This is a genomic window from Azospirillum sp. TSO35-2 (assembly GCF_003116095.1).
Lineage (GTDB): Bacteria > Pseudomonadota > Alphaproteobacteria > Azospirillales > Azospirillaceae > Azospirillum.
The window spans coordinates 718,172-734,992 of the sequence record NZ_LGRA01000018.1; the positions used below are offsets into that span (position 1 = coordinate 718,172).

The 16,821-nt window shown below is 70.6% G+C and carries 13 protein-coding genes; 9 read left to right on the forward strand and 4 right to left on the reverse strand.

What is annotated here, in order from left to right; translation table 11 throughout:
* Positions 1-35: 35 nt before the first annotated feature.
* From TSO352_RS14210 to TSO352_RS14230, 5 genes are all read left to right on the forward strand, one after another.
* A complete protein-coding gene (locus TSO352_RS14210; protein WP_109107957.1) occupies positions 36-770 on the forward strand; it encodes a response regulator transcription factor in 735 nt (244 codons plus the stop codon).
* 169 nt (positions 771-939) lie between these two features.
* Positions 940-2,583, forward strand: a complete 1,644-nt coding sequence (locus tag TSO352_RS14215) for an acyl-CoA synthetase (protein ID WP_109107958.1) — start codon at positions 940-942, stop codon at positions 2,581-2,583.
* Between the two features lie 239 nt (positions 2,584-2,822).
* Positions 2,823-3,572 (forward strand): electron transfer flavoprotein subunit beta/FixA family protein, encoded by a 750-nt coding sequence (locus TSO352_RS14220; protein WP_109107959.1) that lies wholly within the window; start codon positions 2,823-2,825, stop codon positions 3,570-3,572.
* 16 nt (positions 3,573-3,588) lie between these two features.
* Positions 3,589-4,533, forward strand: a complete 945-nt coding sequence (locus TSO352_RS14225) for an FAD-binding protein (RefSeq protein WP_109107960.1) — start codon at positions 3,589-3,591, stop codon at positions 4,531-4,533.
* A 78-nt stretch (positions 4,534-4,611) separates the two neighbouring features.
* Entirely contained in the window at positions 4,612-5,490 is an 879-nt protein-coding gene (locus TSO352_RS14230) for a 3-hydroxybutyryl-CoA dehydrogenase (protein WP_109107961.1), read from the forward strand.
* A 164-nt stretch (positions 5,491-5,654) separates the two neighbouring features.
* On the opposite strand, the gene TSO352_RS14235 is transcribed toward TSO352_RS14230, so the two are convergent.
* The gene (locus TSO352_RS14235) at positions 5,655-8,102 is read right to left on the reverse strand and encodes a glucose/quinate/shikimate family membrane-bound PQQ-dependent dehydrogenase (RefSeq protein WP_109107962.1); all 2,448 of its coding nucleotides are present in this window, start codon (positions 8,100-8,102) and stop codon (positions 5,655-5,657) included.
* Positions 8,103-8,293: 191 nt separating this feature from the next.
* Between TSO352_RS14235 and TSO352_RS14240 the strand changes: the two genes are divergently transcribed.
* A complete protein-coding gene (locus TSO352_RS14240) occupies positions 8,294-8,782 on the forward strand; it encodes a BON domain-containing protein (RefSeq protein WP_247872097.1) in 489 nt (162 codons plus the stop codon).
* Positions 8,783-8,941: 159 nt separating this feature from the next.
* Positions 8,942-9,151, forward strand: coding sequence for a hypothetical protein (locus TSO352_RS14245; protein ID WP_109107964.1), 210 nt, complete (start codon positions 8,942-8,944; stop codon positions 9,149-9,151).
* 83 nt (positions 9,152-9,234) lie between these two features.
* On the opposite strand, the gene TSO352_RS14250 is transcribed toward TSO352_RS14245, so the two are convergent.
* Positions 9,235-9,543: a hypothetical protein gene (locus TSO352_RS14250; protein WP_109107965.1), complete on the reverse strand. Its 309-nt coding sequence runs from the start codon at positions 9,541-9,543 to the stop codon at positions 9,235-9,237.
* A gap of 319 nt (positions 9,544-9,862) precedes the next feature.
* Between TSO352_RS14250 and TSO352_RS14255 the strand changes: the two genes are divergently transcribed.
* Together TSO352_RS14255 and TSO352_RS14260 are read left to right on the forward strand one after the other, a co-directional pair.
* Positions 9,863-11,113 (forward strand): allantoate amidohydrolase, encoded by a 1,251-nt coding sequence (locus TSO352_RS14255; protein ID WP_109107966.1) that lies wholly within the window; start codon positions 9,863-9,865, stop codon positions 11,111-11,113.
* Positions 11,110-12,363 carry a M20/M25/M40 family metallo-hydrolase gene (locus TSO352_RS14260; RefSeq protein ID WP_109107967.1) on the forward strand — a complete coding sequence of 418 codons (1,254 nt, stop codon included), beginning with the start codon at positions 11,110-11,112 and terminating at the stop codon, positions 12,361-12,363. Before TSO352_RS14255 ends, TSO352_RS14260 begins: the two co-directional genes overlap by 4 nt.
* Before the next feature lie 247 nt (positions 12,364-12,610).
* Here the strand turns inward: TSO352_RS14260 and TSO352_RS14265 are convergent, their stop codons facing one another.
* A complete protein-coding gene (locus TSO352_RS14265) occupies positions 12,611-14,389 on the reverse strand; it encodes an alpha/beta fold hydrolase (protein ID WP_109107968.1) in 1,779 nt (592 codons plus the stop codon).
* Positions 14,386-16,809: a glycoside hydrolase family 2 protein gene (locus TSO352_RS14270; RefSeq protein ID WP_247872098.1), complete on the reverse strand. Its 2,424-nt coding sequence runs from the start codon at positions 16,807-16,809 to the stop codon at positions 14,386-14,388. The genes TSO352_RS14265 and TSO352_RS14270 overlap by 4 nt, the downstream gene beginning before the upstream one ends.
* Between the last annotated feature and the right edge of the window lie 12 nt (positions 16,810-16,821).

The following is a 16,821-nucleotide window of genomic DNA, read 5'->3' on the forward strand; positions in this document are numbered from 1 at the left end:
CGATCAGACAGCACAGGGCGAACGAGGAAACGCGCGTGGGACAGAAGAAGCGCATCTGTGTGATCGAGGACGAGGCCGACATCCGCCGGCTGGTGACCGAGGTGCTGGAGGGCTACGGCTACGAGGTGTCGTGCTGGGCCAGCGGGCGGGAGGGGCGGGCGGCGATCCAGCGCCAGCCCCCCGACCTCTGCCTCGTCGACCTCGGGCTGCCGGACATGGACGGGCTGACCCTGGTGCGCGAGCTGTGGGAGGACGTGCGCTTCGGCGTCATCATCCTGTCCGGGCGCGGCGGGACCTCCGACCGGGTGCTGGGGCTGGAGCTGGGCGCCGACGATTACATCGTGAAGCCGTTCGAACCGCGCGAGCTGGTCGCCCGCGTCAACAGCGCCATCCGCCGGCGCGAGCAGCTGGCCAGCGCCACGGCCGGCGGCCCGGCCGGCGCCGAAACCGGACGGGCGCGCTTCGGCCCCTGGGTGTTCGACCTCGGCGACCTGACGCTGACCGCCGACGACGGCCGGCAGGAAAGCCTGACCGCGGCGGAGGCGGCGCTGCTGCTGACCCTGGTGAAGGCGCCCAAGCGCGTGCTGTCGCGCGAGCATCTGCAAGGCTCCGACCTGGACCGCGACGACTTTCCCTACGACCGCAGCATTGACGTCCGCGTCTCGCGCATCCGCAAGAAGATCGAGGACGACCCGCGAACGCCGCGGCTGATCAAGACGGTCTACGGCGCGGGGTACCTGTTCGCGGCGGACGTGACGTGGTTGCGGTGAGGGGGCACCTGGGATGCGCCACTCCCGCAACATCCCCAATAACAATTGGTCATAATCCTGAGAAAGTTGCGCAAAGCTGATCGGGTAGAGCCTGTAGCCAACACCGCCGCGCCCCCGGATCCCGGGGGATGACGGCGCGCAACAAGAACCCTCTAGGGAGAACGGTCCGATGAGTGCATCCACCGCTGCCGGCGGCAACCCCTATGACCGCGACCTCGACCGCAACGCCGCGAACTTCGTCGCGCTGACGCCGCTGACCTTCCTGGAGCGCGCGGCGGCGGTCTGGCCGGACCGGGTCGCCGTCATCCATGGCCCGGTCCGCCGCAACTGGGCGGAAACCTTCGTCCGCGTGCGCCGTCTGGCCGCAGCGCTGGCGAATGTCGGCATCGGCGCCGGCGACACCGTCGCCATGCTGGCCGCCAACACGCCCGAGCTGTTCGAGGCGCATTTCGGCGTGCCGCTGGCCGGCGCCGTGCTGAACGCCATCAACACCCGGCTCGACGCCGAGGCCATCGCCTTCATCCTGAAGCATGGCGAGGCGAAGATCCTGATCGTCGACCGCGAGTTCTCCGGCGTCGCCAAGAAGGCGCTGGCGCTGCTGGAATCGCCGATTCCGGTGGTGGACATCGACGACCCGACCTACAGCGGCGGCGAGCTGATCGGCGACCGCGACTACGAGTCCTTCATCAGCGACGTCGGCACCGAGCATCCCTGGACCCCGCCGGCCGACGAATGGCAGGCCATCGCGCTGAACTACACCTCGGGCACCACCGGCAACCCGAAGGGCGTCGTCTATCACCACCGCGGCGCCTACCTGAACGCGGTGTCGAACGCGCTGTCCTGGAACATGGGCGACGCGCCGGTGTATCTGTGGACGCTGCCGATGTTCCACTGCAACGGCTGGTGCTTCCCCTGGACCATCGCCGTCACCGCCGGCACCGCCGTCTGCCTGCGGCAGGTCCGTCCCGACGCCGTGCTGTCGCTGATCCGCGACGAGAAGGTGACGAACTTCTGCGGCGCGCCGATCGTGCTCAACCTGCTGAACAACGCGCCCGCCGCGCTGAAGCAGGGCATCGACCACAAGGTCAAGGTGATGGTCGCCGGCGCCGCCCCGCCCGCCGCCGTCATCGCCGGCATGGAGCGCATGGGCTGGGAAGTCACCCACGTCTACGGCCTGACCGAATGCTACGGCCCGACCGTGGTCTGCGTCTGGCACGACCGCTGGAACGAGCTGTCGCTTGACGACAAGGCGGCGATCAAGGCCCGCCAGGGTGTGCGCGGCCCGATGCTGGAAGCGGTGATCGTCGCCGATCCCTTCACGCTGGAACCGATGCCGAAGGACGGCCGCAGCATGGGCGAGATCCTGATGCGCGGCAACAACGTGATGAAGGGCTACCTGAAGAACCCCAAGGCGACGGAAGAGGCCTTCGCCGGCGGCTGGTTCCACACCGGCGACCTCGCCGTCTGGCACGAGGACGGCTACGTCGAGATCAAGGACCGCTCGAAGGACATCATCATCTCCGGCGGCGAGAACATCTCTTCGATCGAGGTCGAGGACGTGCTCTACAAGCACCCGGAGGTGCTGGAGGCCGCCGTCGTCGCCCGCCACGACGAGAAGTGGGGCGAGACGCCCTGCGCCTTCGTCACGCTGAAGGACGGCTCCACCGCGACCGAAGCCGACATCATCGCCTTCTGTCGCTCGCACATGGCGCACTTCAAGTGCCCGCGCACGGTGGTGTTCGGCCCGCTGCCGAAGACCTCCACCGGCAAGATCCAGAAGTACGTCCTGCGCAAGCAGACCGAGGCGCTGTAAGGGGCACGTTGCCCCCCTCGCCAACCCTCTTCCGCCAACGCGAGAGAGGGGACTGCCTCCGTCCTTTGCGATGTCTTTGCAAGCATCCGCCCCCTCCCCCGCGTTCGCTCTCGCACAAAGCTATGCTTTGTGCTGGCGCGACAGGCGGACCATAGGTCCGCCGAGAGCGGGGGAGGGATGGGGTGGGGGCAACGCCCCTCCATGCCCGCACGCCGCCCAATTCCAAAGGGACCCGCGCCATGAAGATCCTCTGCGCCGTGAAGCGCGTCGTCGACTACAACGTCAAGATCCGGGTGAAGACCGACCAGTCCGGTGTCGAGACGTCCAACGTGAAGTTCTCGATGAACCCCTTCGACGAGATCGCCGTCGAGGAAGCGGTTCGCCTGAAGGAGGCCGGCACGGCGACCGAGATCGTCGTCGTGTCCATCGGGCCGGCCCAGGCTCAGGAGACGCTGCGCACCGCGCTGGCGATGGGCGCCGACCGCGCCATCCTGGTGCAGACCGATGTGGAGACCCAGCCGCTGGCCGTCGCCAAGGTCCTGAAGGCCCTGGTCGAGAAGGAAGCCCCCGGGCTGGTGATCCTCGGCAAGCAGGCGATCGACGACGACTGCAACCAGACCGGCCAGATGCTGGCGGCGCTGCTCGGCTGGGGCCAGGGCACCTTCGCCTCGAAGGTCGTGCCGGCCGACGGCAAGGTCACGGTGACCCGCGAGATCGACGGCGGCCTGGAGACGGTCGAGCTGGCGCTGCCGGCGGTGGTGACGGCCGACCTGCGGCTGAACGAGCCGCGCTACGCATCGCTGCCCAACATCATGAAGGCGAAGAAGAAGCCGCTGGAGACCGTCACCCCGGACAGCCTTGGCGTCGACGTGACCCCGCGCCTGACGACGCTGAAGGTGACCGAGCCCGCCAAGCGCAAGGCCGGCGTCAAGGTCGCCGATGTGGCGGCGCTGGTCGACAAGCTCAAGAACGAAGCCCGCGTGATCTGAGGGGAATGATCTGATCATGGCCAACATTCTCGTCATCGCCGAACACGACAACGCGGCGCTGAAGCCCGCGACGCTGAACGCCGTCACCGCCGCCGGCAAAATCGGCGGCGACATCCACATCCTGGTCGCCGGCAAGGGCGCGCAGGCCGCCGCCGACGCCGCCGCGAAGGTTGCCGGCGTCGCCAAGGTGCTGCTGGCCGACGATGCCGCCTACGAGCACCAGTTGCCGGAGGACGTCGCTCCGCTGGTGGTGTCCCTGGCCAAGAGCGGCTACGGCCATGTGCTGGCCGGCGCCACCTCGATGGGCAAGAATCTGCTGCCGCGCGTCGCGGCCCTGCTGGACGTCGCCGCCATCTCCGACATCACCGGCGTGGCGTCGGCCGACACCTTCGAACGGCCGATCTACGCCGGCAACGCCATCGCCACCGTGCAGTCGTCCGATGCGGTGAAGATCATCACCGTCCGCACCACCGCCTTCGAAACCGCCGCCGCCGAAGGCGGTTCGGCCGCGGTCGAGACGGTCGCGGGTGCCGGCGCGGCCAGCCTGTCGCGCTTCGTCTCGGCCGAGCTGACCAAGTCGGAGCGTCCGGAGCTGACCGCCGCCCGCGTCGTGGTGTCGGGTGGCCGCGGCATGCAGTCGGGCGAGAATTTCCCGCTGCTGGAGGCGCTGGCCGACAAGCTGGGCGCCGCCGTCGGCGCCAGCCGCGCCGCGGTCGACGCGGGTTTCGTGCCGAACGATTACCAGGTCGGGCAAACCGGCAAGATCGTGGCGCCCGAGCTGTACATCGCCGTCGGCATCTCGGGTGCGATCCAGCACCTGGCCGGCATGAAGGACAGCAAGGTGATCGTCGCGATCAACAAGGATGAGGAAGCGCCCATTTTCCAGGTGGCCGATTACGGCCTCGTCGCGGACCTGTTCAAGGCCGTGCCGGAGCTGACGGCCGAACTGGACAAGCGCTGACCTGGGCGCGGGGGGTGCACCGGCCCCGGCCGGCGCCTCCCGCGGTCCTTCCACCCTAATCCTTGCGGGACAGCCTCAATGACCACGATCAAGAAGATTGGCATCATCGGTGCGGGCCAGATGGGCAGCGGCATCGCCCAGGTCTGTGCCCAGGCCGGGTACGACGTCACCCTGTCCGACATCAGCGAAGCGGCGCTGGAAAAGTCGCTCGCCGGCATCTCGCGGAACTTCGATCGGCAGGTCCAGAAGGGCAAGCTGAGCGAGGCCGAGAAGGCGGCGGCGCTGGCCCGCATCGTCACCGGCACCGACCTGTCGATCTTCGGCGACTCCGATCTGGTGGTCGAGGCCGCAACCGAGAACGAGGCGCTGAAGCGCGACCTGCTGAAGAAGCTGGTCCCGCACCTGAAGCCGGAGGCGCTGATCGCGACGAACACCTCGTCGATCTCGATCACCCGCCTTGCCGCGGCGACCGACCGTCCGGCCAAGTTCATGGGCATGCACTTCATGAACCCGGTGCCGGTGATGCAGCTGGTCGAGCTGATCCGCGGCATCGCGACCGACGAGCCGACCTTCGAGGCGATCCGCGAACTGACGCTGGCCATCGGCAAGACCGCGGCGGTGGCCGAGGATTTCCCGGCCTTCATCGTCAACCGCATCCTGCTGCCGATGATCAACGAAGCCGTCTACACCCTGTATGAGGGCGTCGGCGGCGTCGAGGCCATCGACACCGCGCTGAAGCTGGGCGCCAACCACCCGATGGGCCCGCTGGAGCTGGCCGACTTCATCGGCCTGGACACCTGCCTGGCGGTGATGCAGGTGCTGTACGAGGGGCTCGCCGACAGCAAGTACCGCCCTTGCCCGCTGCTGGTGAAGTATGTCGAGGCCGGCTGGATCGGCAAGAAATACGGCCGCGGCTTCTACGACTACTCGCAGACCCCGCCGGTTCCGACCCGCTGAGGGTTGGGCTTTCGGGAGGTGGCTACGGCGGTGCCCCCTCCCTAACCCTCCCCCGCCTATTGGCGGGAGAGGGAACTGCCGCCCCACTCCTGCAAGGTTTCTACCCCCTCTCCCGCCAAGGGCGGGGGAGGGATGGGGAGGGGGCCGAGGTGCCCCCCGCTCCCTCACTTCGGCAGCGCATACGCGATCACCGAGTCGCCGGCCTTGGTGCCGAGCGAGCCGTGGCCGCCGGCCACCACCACGACGTACTGGCGCCCGTCCTCGCCCTGGTAGGTCATCGGCGTCGCCTGACCGCCGGCGGGCAGCCGGCTTTCCCACAGTTGCTTGCCGTTGCCAACGTCGTAGGCGCGGACGTAATAGTCGATGGTGCCCGACAGGAAGGCGACGCCACCCGCCGTGACCATCGGTCCGCCCAGGTTCGGCACGCCCATGCGGAAGGGCAGCGGGACCGGCGCGGCGTCGCGGGTGGTGCCGTTCTTGTGCTTCCACAGGATCTTGCCGCTCGTCAGGTCGGCGGCGGCGACATAGCCCCAGGGCGGTGCCTGGCACGGCAGGCCGAGCAGCGAGACGAACGGGCTGAGCTTCACCGCGTAGGGCGCTCCGAAATTCTCGTTCAGCGCCGGCAGGCTGAACTGCGGCCGCTCGCCGCCCTGGACATAGAGGTCCTTGTCGTTCTGGCGCGGCACCAGCTGGGAGACGAAGGCGAGATAGGCCGGGGTGGTGAAGGCGATCTGCCGCTTGGGATCGACGGCGACGCTGCCCCAGTTGAACACGCCGAAATTGCCGGGATAGATCAGCGAGCCCTGCAGCGACGGCGGGGTGAAACGGCCGTCGTAGCGCAGCCGCTTCAGCGCGATGCGGCAGGCGAGCTGGTCGAACATCGTCGCCCCCCACATGTCGCGCCCGGTGAGCGGCGGCGGATCGTAGGACAGGGCGGACACCGGCTGGGTGGGCGCGCTGTGGTCACCCTCCGCGGCACCCTGCGGCGCCGGCTTTTCTGTCACCGGCAGGATCGGCGCGCCGGTGCGGCGGTCGAGGACGAACAGCTCGCCCTGCTTGGTCGGCTGCACCAGCGCCGGCACCGTCTGGCCGTTGATCGTCAGGTCGATCAGGCTGGGCTGCGCCGGCACGTCATAGTCCCACAGGTCGTGATGCACGGTCTGGAAGACCCAGCGCACCTTGCCGGTCCGGAGATCCAGCGCCGTCACGGAGGAGGAGAAACGCTCCACCGCCGGGCTGCGGTGGCCGCCCCACTGGTCGGGCGGCTGGTTGCCCATCGGCACATAGACCATGCCCAGCGCCTCGTCGACGCTGGGGATCGACCAGCTGTTGGGTGAGTTGGCGGTGTAGGTTTGGCCGTCGGGGATCGGCGCGGTGTCGTCCGGCTTGGCGGAGTCCCAGTTCCACACCAGATCGCCGCTGTTCACGTCATAGGCGCGGATGACGCCCGACTGTTCGTTGGTCGAGACGTTGTCGAGCACGGTGCCGCCGACGACGATGCGGTCGGCCGTCACCACCGGCGGCGAGGTCGAATAGTAGGCGCCCGGCCGGACGTTGGGCATGTTGGCCCACAGGTTGATCGCGCCGTCGCGGCCGAAGTCGGTGCAGATCGACCCGTCCTCCGGCTTCAGCGCGACGAGCCGGCCGTCGGCGGTCGGCATGAACAGCTTGGCCGGGCAGGCGCTCCCGGCCGCCGGGTTGGTGGAGGCGACCGCGGCGGGGGCGGCCGGGGCCGGGTGGTAGGACAGGCCGCGGCAGGTCAGGTGCTGCAGCGCGAGTTGCTTCGGGTCGATCTTCAAGTCGCGGCGCCAGACCTCCTTGCCGGTCGTCGCGTCGAGCGCGATCACGTCCTGGTGCGGCGAGCAGAGGAACAGGCGGTTGCCGATTTTCAGCGGCGTCACCTCGAAGGTGGTTTCCTTGGGGTCGCCGGGCTGGCCGCGCATGTCGCCGGTCTGGTAGGTCCAGGCGACCTGCAGCCGGTCGGCGTTGTCCGGCGTGATGGCGGCCAGCGGCGAATAGCGCTGGCCGTAGCCGGTGCGGCCATAGGCCTGCCACTCGCCGTCGGGGATGGCGGGCGCCGATGACGCCGCACCGGCCGCAGAAGCGGTTTGCCGGTCTGGTGGAACGGTGCCGTCGATCCGGTGGGGGTCGGTGAACCAGGACGCGACGGCGACCAGCAGCGCGACGACCAGCGACGCCGTCAGCGGAATGCCGGTGCCACGGAAGGCGCCGGTCGGATAGGCGCCCGGCGCCGGCACGCCGGCCGTCGGCTCCGGCTCGCCGAGGCGGTGGGTAACCCAGGGCAACAGCAGCAGGAAGCCGACCACCGCGACCACGTCGCCGCGCGCCGCCAGCGGCCACCAGTCCAGCCCGGCCTCCCACAGCGCCCAGACCAGGGTGCCGATCACCAGCAGCGCGTAGACCGACAGCGCCGCCGGCGACCGCCGCACCAGCAGGGCCGCGGTGACCAGGAACAGCACTCCCGCGACGGCGTAGTACCAGGACCCGCCCAGCGCGACCAGCCACAGACCGCCGCCGCCGGTCGCCAGCCCCAACAGCGCCAGCAGGATCGTCATCGCCCAGAGGGCGACGCTTCGTTCCAAAGGTTTCATGACACGTCCTCGACCATAAGATTTTCCTGAACGAACAGCAGGGCGCGGCCAAGGTTGCGATGCGTCCGCACATGACGGGGAATTCATCATTCCAGCCGGCGGGCTGTCCGGCCGAACGCGCCGGGCCGGAACACCACGACACCCCTTCTGTTGAACGGCCAATGACTCCGTCCGCCAACAAGGAGGCCGCCATGACCATGCACCGTCACCCCTGGAGCGAAGAGTTCGCCAAGATGAGCCCGGAGCCGCGCTACCGCGGGGTCGGGCCGCGCAACTACCGCCGCTCGGACCAGCGCATCCTGGAGGACATCAACGAACGGCTGACCGACGACCACCACATCGACGCCTCCGACATCGGCGTGAAGGTGGAGGAGGGCGAGGTGACGCTGTCCGGCACCGTCACCGAACGCGCCGCCCGGCGCCGGGCGGAGGACATCGCCGAAAGCGTCTCGGGCGTCCGCCATGTGCAGAACGACCTGCGCGTTGCCCAGCCGGGCGCCACGGCCGGCGTGGGGGCGGTCGGTGTGGGCGAACGGGTGGAGCCGGCCGCCCGCCAGGGCGAGGGCAGCGTCACCGGCCCCGGCGCTCCGGCCCGCGACGCGATGGTCGCGGCGCTCGACAACAGCTCCATGGTGCTGGGCAAGCAGCCGCTGCCGGAGGATGACACGCGCCGCCGGTAGGCCGGGCGGCAGCCGCGCCGACACCTGCAGCGCGAGCGCTGCTGACCTGCGCGGCTCCCCGGCGGGGGGACGAGGGGGCTTAACGCTTGCTTAACCGTGCGGGACCATTGTCCCGCAGCGTTTCGATCCCCTCACAGTCCACTCAGAGCATCTGCCATCATGGGCAACAAGACCATCAAGCTTTCCGACAAGGGCGGTTACCGCGACATCGCTCTGGAGCAACTGCCGCGCAACGTCCGCGCCGCGGTCACCGACCTGTCGTCCAAGAACCCGGTCGCCGACATCCTGGTCGATCAGGCCGGCATGCTGTACCGCATCCACCTGTCCGCCCCGGCCAACATGTATGTCGACGTGCTGTCCGTCGCCTGAGGCGATTGCGGACCGGACACGACGACACGGATGAAGAGGGCGACCGCGGTCACTGCGGTCGCCCTTTTTGCGTTTTCAGCCCCTCAGGACAGCCGGCGCCCTTCCAGCCGACGCAGCGCGCCGTCGAGCAGGCGGGGCGGCAGCATGGCGACCGCGCCGTCCAGCACCGCGCGGACATCCTCCGGATCCAGGCCGGTGGCGGCGGCCAGTTGCCGGTCGTCCAGCCCGCGGTCCTCGGCCAGCAGGCTGATCCAGCCGGCCAGCGTGCGGGCCTGGGCCAGTTCGGTCCGGTCGTTGAACCACACGCGCCCACAGCCCGAGCTGCCGGGAACGATCGGTCCACCAATCGGCGTTGCGTTTTCGAAAGGCGTTTCGGGATCGAACGACGTCATGGACGCACCTCCCAGTCACGGTTTCTTTCGCAGGCGCAGCAAAGGGGCGCCCGGCCTCGTGCCGTTTCTTCGGCATCATTTATGGATCAGCATAGCTGTTTCCAGAGGCCGTGCGGTATTATTCGTCACCATTTCTCCTTTTCCCGGTACGGATGTTGCGCCGCAAGGTGAGCGTTGTCGTGGCCTGTGGCTTCCGGATTCTTTGAAACTGTCTTCGTCCGGCGGGGGCTAGGGCTGGGCGGTGGCTTCGGCTTATACAAGGGTGGCACCGTTCCCGCCCCGCTCGCCTCCCCCAGGCCCGCCTTCGGACCCGCCGCCGATGACCGTTTCCCCGCTTTCCGGACCGGCCCTTCTCGCCCGCATCGACGCGCTGGCGGCGATCAGCGCCGAGCCCGACCGCCTGTCGCGCTTCTACCTGACGCCGGAGCATCGCCGCGCCAACGACCTCGTCGGCGGCTGGATGCGCGAGGCCGGGATGAGCGTGCGCGAGGACGCGGTCGGCAACGTCATCGGCCGGTACGAGGGGGAACGGGCCGGGCTGCCGGCGCTGCTGATCGGCTCGCACCTCGACACCGTGCGTGACGCCGGGCGCTACGACGGCATGCTGGGGGTGCTGACCGGCATCGCGGTGGTCGCCGACCTGCACGCCCGCGGGCGCCGCCTGCCCTTCGCCGTCGAGGTCATCGGCTTCGGCGACGAGGAGGGCACCCGCTTCCAATCGACCCTGATCGGCAGCCGCGCCATCGCCGGCCGCTTCGACCCGGCGGTGCTGGACAGCCGCGACGCCGACGGGCTGCGGCTGGCCGACGCCATGGCCCAATTCGGGCTCGACCCCGCCGCCTGGGCGACCGCCGCCCACAGCCGCGACGACGTGCTGGCCTACGCCGAGCTGCACATCGAGCAGGGGCCGGTGCTGGAGGCGCTGGGCCGTCCGGTCGGCATCGTCACCGCCATCGCCGGGGCGACCCGGCTGGCGGTGACGGTGGAGGGCATGGCCGGCCACGCCGGCACCGTGCCGATGACGCTGCGCCGCGACGCGCTGGCCGCGGCGGCCGAGATGATCCTGGCGGTGGAGGCGCTGTGCTCGGGCCAGGAACGGCTGGTCGGCACCGTCGGCCGGATCGAGGCGTCGCCCGGCGCCACCAACGTGATCGCCGGCAAGGTCCGCTTCACCATCGACCTGCGCGCCGACCGCGATCCCCTGCGGCTGGAACGGGTCGGCGCCGTCCGCGCCCGGCTGGAGAGCATCGCCGACGCCCGCGGCGTCGCCATCGGCTTCGAGACGCTGCACGACAGCCCGGCCGTCGCCTGCCACCCGGCGCTGATGGCGCAGTTCGCCGCGGCGGCCGCCGCCGAAGGGCTGGACGCGCCGGAGCTGCCGAGCGGCGCCGGCCACGACGCCATGGCGGTGGCGGCGCTGACCGACATCGCCATGCTGTTCGTGCGCTGCGACCGCGGCATCTCGCACAACCCGGCCGAAAAGATCACCGCCGCCGACGCCGAGGCCGGCGCCCGCGTGCTCGCCCGCTTCGTCGAACATTTCCAGCCCGCACCGGACCGCCTGCCATGACCGATCAGTCCCCCACCATCCCGTCTCCTCTGGGCAACGCTCTTCAGGAGGCGGTGAACGCCCGCTTCGACGACGAGGTCCGCTTCCTGGCGGAACTGGTCAAGGTGCCGTCCGACAACCCGCCCGGCGACTGCGCCCCCCACGCCGCCCGCGCCGCCGAGCTGCTGGAGGCGATGGGCTTCACCGTCGAACGCCACCCGGTCCCGGCCGAGCTGGTGCGGGCCAACGGCATGGTCAGCGCCACCAACCTGGTGATCCGCCACCGCTTCGGCGACGGCCCAGTGGTTGCGCTGAACGCCCATGGCGACGTGGTGCCGCCGGGCGAAGGCTGGTCGAGCGATCCCTACGGCGCCGAGATCCGCGACGGCGTGATGTACGGCCGCGGCGTGGCGGTGTCGAAGTCGGACTTCGCCACCTACGCCTTCGCCCTGCGGGCGCTGATGGCGACCAAGGCGCCGCTGGCCGGCACGGTCGAGCTGCACCTGACCTACGACGAGGAGGCCGGCGGCGAGATCGGGCCGAAATGGCTGCTCGAGCAGGGGATCTCCAAGCCGGACTACGCGGTGTCGGCCAGCTTCGCCTATTCGGTGGTGACCGGCCACAACGGCTGCCTGCATCTGGAGGTCCAGGTCGACGGCAAGTCCGCCCACGCCGCCCGCCCCGACACCGGCCATGACGCGCTGGAGGCGGCGACCGGCATCCTGGCCGCGCTCTATGCCCACCGGCCGGAGCTGGCGACCCGCCGGTCGGGCGTTGTCGGCATCACCCACCCGTCGCTGACCGTCGGGCTGATCCAGGGCGGCATCAACACCAATGTGGTGCCCGACCGCGTCACCTTCCGCCTCGACCGCCGCATGATCCCGGAGGAAAACCCGGCCGAGGTCGAGGCCGAGTTGCGCGCCCTGATCGAGGGCGCCGCCGCCGGCCGCGACGGCATCCGGGTGACGGTGCGCCGCATCCTGCTGGCCCGCCCCTTCCGCTCGGTCGGCGACGCGCCGCGGCTGGCCGCCCTGTTCGCGCGCCACGCCGAAGCGGTGCTGGGCGTGCCGGTCGGGCAGAACGGCATCCCGCTCTACACCGACGCGCGGCACTATTCCGAGGCCGGCGTGCCCACCGTGCTCTACGGCGCCGGCCCGCGCGACCTGCTGGAGGCCAACGGCCACCGCGCCGACGAAAAGCTGGTGCTGGAGGATCTGCGCAAGGCGACGCTGGTCGTCGCGCGGGCGCTGGCGGAGCTGCTGGGGGGTTGAGGGCCGAATGCCCTCTCTCCCCCGGGGAGAGGGAGATGTGATCGCCTTTGGCAGATATGATCCTACCCAGCGAAACCCGTCATTCCCGCGAAGGCGGGAATCCAGCCGGCTCAGCGGCTTATCCGCGGAGTTTTCTGGATCCCCGCCTTCGCGGGGATGACGAAAGTTCCTTCAACGGACTCTGAGTCTCAGATGCGATCACCCTGCGCCTGGGGAGAAGGTTGGGTCTGGCCGACCCCGGCGTTCGCTACCCCACCCGCTCCCCCGACGGCAGGGTGAGGTTCCAGCCGCTCAAGCCGGTGGCGGATGAGGTGGCTGAGGTTGGCGAGTCCAGCGTGGCGAGGTGGCGGTCGATCAGGATGTCCAGCCGGTCGCGGGCTTCCCACACCGTCAGGCTGTGGTCGGAGCGGTCGAGATAGACCACCTCGATGCCGGGCAGGCCATGCAGCGCCCGGCCGCCCTCGCCCAGATGCAGCCAGAATTCCGCCAGCGTCATGTCGCCGCTGCTGTAGACCATCAGCACCCGCCGGCCCTCCGCCGACAGGCGGCGGAAGACGCGCAGCGCGTGGCGGGTCAGGCCGGTGCGGATCAGCACCTTGCGGACGAAGCGCGAGGTCAGCCGCTTGGCCAGCCCCATCAGCCGGGCACGGTTGCGGAAGGTGGCGCGCAGCCGGGCCGGCTTCAGCGCCTCGCGCAGATATTCCGTGGTGGAGCGGTGGGCGACCGTCCGCATCAGCTCGGCCACGGCGATGCCGGAACCCAGTTCGAAGCGGCCGGGGTTCAGCAGGATCTGACCGACGACCCGGTGGTCGCCCAGGCCGGCGTGCAGGGCGGGCGTGCCGCCGGCGCACAGGCCGATGACCACCACGCGCTCGTGCCCCTGCTCCTCCAGCCAGTTCAGCGCGGCGCGGACGTCGCTGATCACCTCCTTGTTGTAAAGCAGGTTGTCGGGGAAGCCCGGCCGGTCGGGGCTGTCGCCGATCCCCGCCGAATCGATCCGCAGCGAGGTGTAGCCGCGCGCCGCCAGCCGCCGGGCCTGGACCACGGTGGCGCGGCCGGACCCGACATGGTGGGTGGCGCCGCTGTTCAGGAACAGGATCGCCGGCCGGTTGCCGGTCGGCTCCGCCAGCACCGGCGAGCAATGGATGCCGAACAGCTCCGGCGACGAGCCGAAGAAGACCGGACGTTCCACCGCGACAGTCGTCATCAGCCCGGCCGGCCGGACCGGCGGCGGGGTGGCGCCGGTATCCACCCGGCCGGCGGCGATCCAGCGGACGACGGGATCGAAGGTGGCGGCGGCCTTGGCACGCTGCGGCTGCTGGATCATCTCCATCATGCCGCTGACGCCCATCGGCTCGACGTGCGCGCCCAGGGCACGCCAGCGGGCGGCCAGCGCCACCGAGCCCTTGGCTTCCGGCCGGTCGGCGACCAGGATGCGCCGGGCCGGCAGCGTCGGCTGCTCGCAGGGGTTCAGGCCGTTCAGCGCCAGCATGGTTTCCGGCGTCAGCGGCATGCCGACGACGTTGGTCCAGGCGGCGCGTTCCGGCGGTTCCGGGTTGCAGACCGGGCGCAGGACCATGCTGGCCAGCGTCTGCAGCTCGCGCACCGCCTTGCGGCCGGACGGGATCGGCGCCATCAGCACCAGCGTGTCGACGCCCTGCCCCGCTTCCGCCAGTTCCACCGCCGCCGCGGTGGCGAGCAGCGAACCCAGGCGGAAACCGACCAGCGTCACTTCGGTGACGTTGGTGTCCTCGCGCAGCCGGTGGACCGCCGCCTTGACGCCGTCCAGCCACGCCCGCACCCGATCGGGCTCGCTGTCGTCGCCCGCCGAATCGCCGGAGCCGGGATAGTCGAAGCGCAGCGTCGGCAGCCCCGCCGCCGCCAGATTCTCGGCGAAGGTCTTCCAGGCCCGGTGGACGCACAGCTCCTCGTGCCCGTAGGCACCGCACAGGACCACGCCACGCAGCCCGTGCGCCGGATGCAGCCAACCGAAACATCCATCGAACACCACCGGTGTCGGCTTCATGCGTTCCCCCTGTAGCGGACGGGCGCCAGCGCGTTCAGCGCGTGGACCTCGCCATCCGGCGTTTCCCCATCCGATGCCCCCAGGCCAATCCCAATGCCCCCAGCCCGGGCGCACGGCCGCAGGCGAACCGTCCGTTCGACGCCGGGGGGCAGGTGGAACCACGACTCCTCGGCGTGGAACCGCTCGTCCTCGACATGCACCGAACAGGCGAACCGCCGGGTGGCGAGCCGCAGCACCCAATCCCCTCCCCGCCGCTCGGCCACGGCCGTCAGGCCCAGATCCGCGCGCGGCAGCAAGCGTCCGCCAGGGAAATGATGTGACTCATCGATTGGTTCCCCACCACCATCGGCCGACACCAGTTGGGCCGTCACCGCGTCGTGCGGACACGGCCCGAACCGGTAGGCATAGGTGGCGTCAAAGAAGCGGTCCGACAACTCAGCCATTGGGAGAGCGACCGCCCCCCGCGCCGGAAGCGTCACCGGCCGCTCCACCCGCAGCACCGGCACCGCCCCGTCACGCCACGCCGTCAGCCGCAGCAGGGCGTCCACCGGCCGGGCGCCGTCGTTGACCAGATGCACCGCCAGCCCGTTCACCCCCTCGTCGGTCAGGATCACCCGCTGCGGACGGAAGGCGCGCTGCAGGGCGTGCCACGCCGGCTTGGGCGTGCCGTCGGCGGCGACGACGCCCCAGCCGGCCCCCGGCCACAGGTCGCGCCACTGCCAGACCAGCCCGCCGGCGCAGGAGGATCCCGCCCGGCGCCACTCGTCGAACACCGCCTGCATCACCTCGCCGGTCACCGCGCGCGACAGGCGGCGATAGCGGTCGGGATCCTCGGTGCGCAGCCGGCGCGGGTCGACGCGGTAGAGGTCTTCCAGATATTGGTCCCGCACATCCTCGAAGTCCCAGGAGGCGCCGGGGTCGCGCGGCACCCGTTCCTTCCAGCGCGGATGATGCAGCGCCGGCACGCCCAGCGGGTCGCCCTCCGGCACGTTGGCGAAGGCGAGGCATTCGCTGGCGAAGCGCACATCCGCCCGCCGCGCGTCGTCCAGCGGCCGCAGATAGGCGCCGACGCCGTAATAGTGGCTGACCCCGGCGTTGGCGATGAAGGGCAGCGCCCCACCGCTGGGCGAGTTCGGCACCAGGACCAGGTCGGGCCGCCGCGCCGCCGCCTCCGCGGTCCACACCGCCTCCAGCGCCGGCTGGGTCCGGGAGGCGCGCGGCAGGCCGAGCATGGCCGCCTGCTGCTCCATCTCGCTGCCGCCGCACAGCACCGCCAGCGAAGGCGACGCCTGGGTGCGGTCGAGCAGCTGGGCGATCTCCGCCCGGACACTCTCCAGGAAGGCCGGGTCAGTCGGGTAGTCGAAGTTGGCGAGCATCGCGTCCTGCCAGACCAGGATGCCCAGCTCGTCGCACAGCTCGAAGAAGGCGTCGCCCTCGTACAGCATGGTGCCGCCGACGCGGACCATGTTGGCGCCGGCCTCGCGCATCTGGCGCAGGGCGGGCTCATAGACCGCACGGTCGGACGACAGGCCGACGATGTCGGGCGGGGTCCAGCAGCCGCCGCGGCAGAAGACGCGGACGCCGTTCACCAGCAGGGCGAAGCCGCGGCCATCCGGTCCGCGATCGACGGCGAGCGAACGGAAGCCGACCCGTCCCAACTCGATGTCGGTCGTGCCGATGCGGGCGGTCACCGCGTGCAGCGCCGGCTCGCCATGGCTGTGCGGCCACCAGGGCGCCACCCCCGGCACCGTCAGGTCGGCGTGGAAGGCGTCGATCCCGTCGAAGGCCAGGGGGACGGCGGTGCCGGCGACCTCGACCGTGCCGGTGGTTCCGGCGGCCGCGCCCTCCACCGTCAGGCGCAGCGACAGGCGGCCGTCGCGGCCGTCGTAGCCGCTGCGCAGGTCGGCGGCGAGCACGCGCAGCGGGCCGCTGTCCTCCACCAGCTCCACCGGGCGGTAGGGACCGACGGCGTGGACCGGCGGGCACCAGCCCGGCATGTGGCCGAGCAGCGTGGTGCGGACGAAGCGCAGGGCCGCCGGCTCCGCCAGCTTGGTGCGCCAGCGCGCCCGACCCTTCTTCGCCGCCAGCGCCGGGTGCAGCGCGTGGAAGCGGATGGCCAGTTCGGCCTCGCCGTTCAGCGTCACCGGCACCTCGTGCGCCAGATGCATGCTGTCGGAGGTCAGGATGCATTCCCCGTCCAGCCGGACCTCCGCCAGGGTGGCGAGGCCGTGGAAGCGCAGGACGCGCGGTCCGTGGCCGTACAAACGTGTCAGGAAGAGACTGTCCGTGTCGTGCAGCGCGGACGGCGCCTCCAGCGACCACCGCCCGGCCGCGCGCAAGGCCTGGGCAGCGGTGCCGGGAACGGTCGCGGCAAGGGGTTCGCCTTGATCACCCGGCGCGCCGGGCGGCAGGAGGGACATCGTCCATCCATC